Source organism: Burkholderia sp. AU4i (assembly GCF_000466765.1).
GTDB classification, from domain to species: Bacteria; Pseudomonadota; Gammaproteobacteria; order Burkholderiales; family Burkholderiaceae; genus Burkholderia; species Burkholderia cepacia.
The window spans coordinates 1-732 of sequence record NZ_ASSI01000326.1; the positions used below are offsets into that span (position 1 = coordinate 1).

Sequence of the window (732 nt, forward strand, 5' to 3'; positions counted from 1 at the left end):
GGTCGTGAAAGTTCGTCAGTTCATTGGTACCGCGCTCGTTCTGGCGCTGATCAGCCCGATCGCGCACGCGGACATGTCGGAAGTGAAGCAGGGCATCAAGCGCGATTCGAAGGAAGCCGCGCACAAGACCGGCGAGGCGGCCCGCAGCTTCGGCCACGCGACCGCGAGTGCCGCGAAGGCGGTCGGTCACGGCGTCGCGCATGCGTCGCGCGAAGGCTGGGATGCCACCAAGCGCACGACGAAGCGGATCTTCCACAAGAACGGCTCCGGCGAGTCGGGCGGAAAGAGCGATTGACGACGGACATCGCGCGCATCGCCTTGCGGCATGCGCGCGATGCGTAACCACGCGTCAACGGTGATGCGTGACTGCCGCCATGCCGCCGCCGTCAACGCGCGCCGCGCATGCGGCGTGCCGGCCTGTCCCGCACGCGCGCGAAACACGTGCCGTAAGCGACGAGCCAGCAATCGCGATGATCGAAGTTCCGCAGCAGCCGCGCACGGCGCCGTTCGAGCCAGAAGAGCGAGATCGCCATCGTCAGCGCGACGGCCAGTGCCGCGCCGCCGATCGCGAGTCCCATCCACGTGTCGCTCATGCCTTCTCCGGAATGCGGGGCCGCACCGGCACACCTGTGCCGCCGCGGCACTGGAACCAGCGGAACACGGCCCGGCACGGGCATGCGCGCCGTCCGGGCCGCCGTGCGTCAGTGCATGTGCTGGCCGCCGTTGATCGCG

General features: G+C 69.1%; 2 protein-coding genes. One reads left to right on the forward strand and one right to left on the reverse strand.

From position 1 onward, the window contains the following. Nucleotides 1-295, forward strand: a 295-nt coding sequence (locus L810_RS41805; RefSeq protein WP_042978311.1) for a hypothetical protein, incomplete at its 5' end; no start/stop codon positions are given. A 91-nt stretch (nt 296-386) separates the two neighbouring features. Here L810_RS41805 and L810_RS41810 read toward each other — a convergent pair. Next, complete coding sequence (locus tag L810_RS41810) at nt 387-593, reverse strand: hypothetical protein (RefSeq protein ID WP_021164143.1); 207 nt, start codon at nt 591-593, stop codon at nt 387-389. Nucleotides 594-732: the final 139 nt, after the last annotated feature.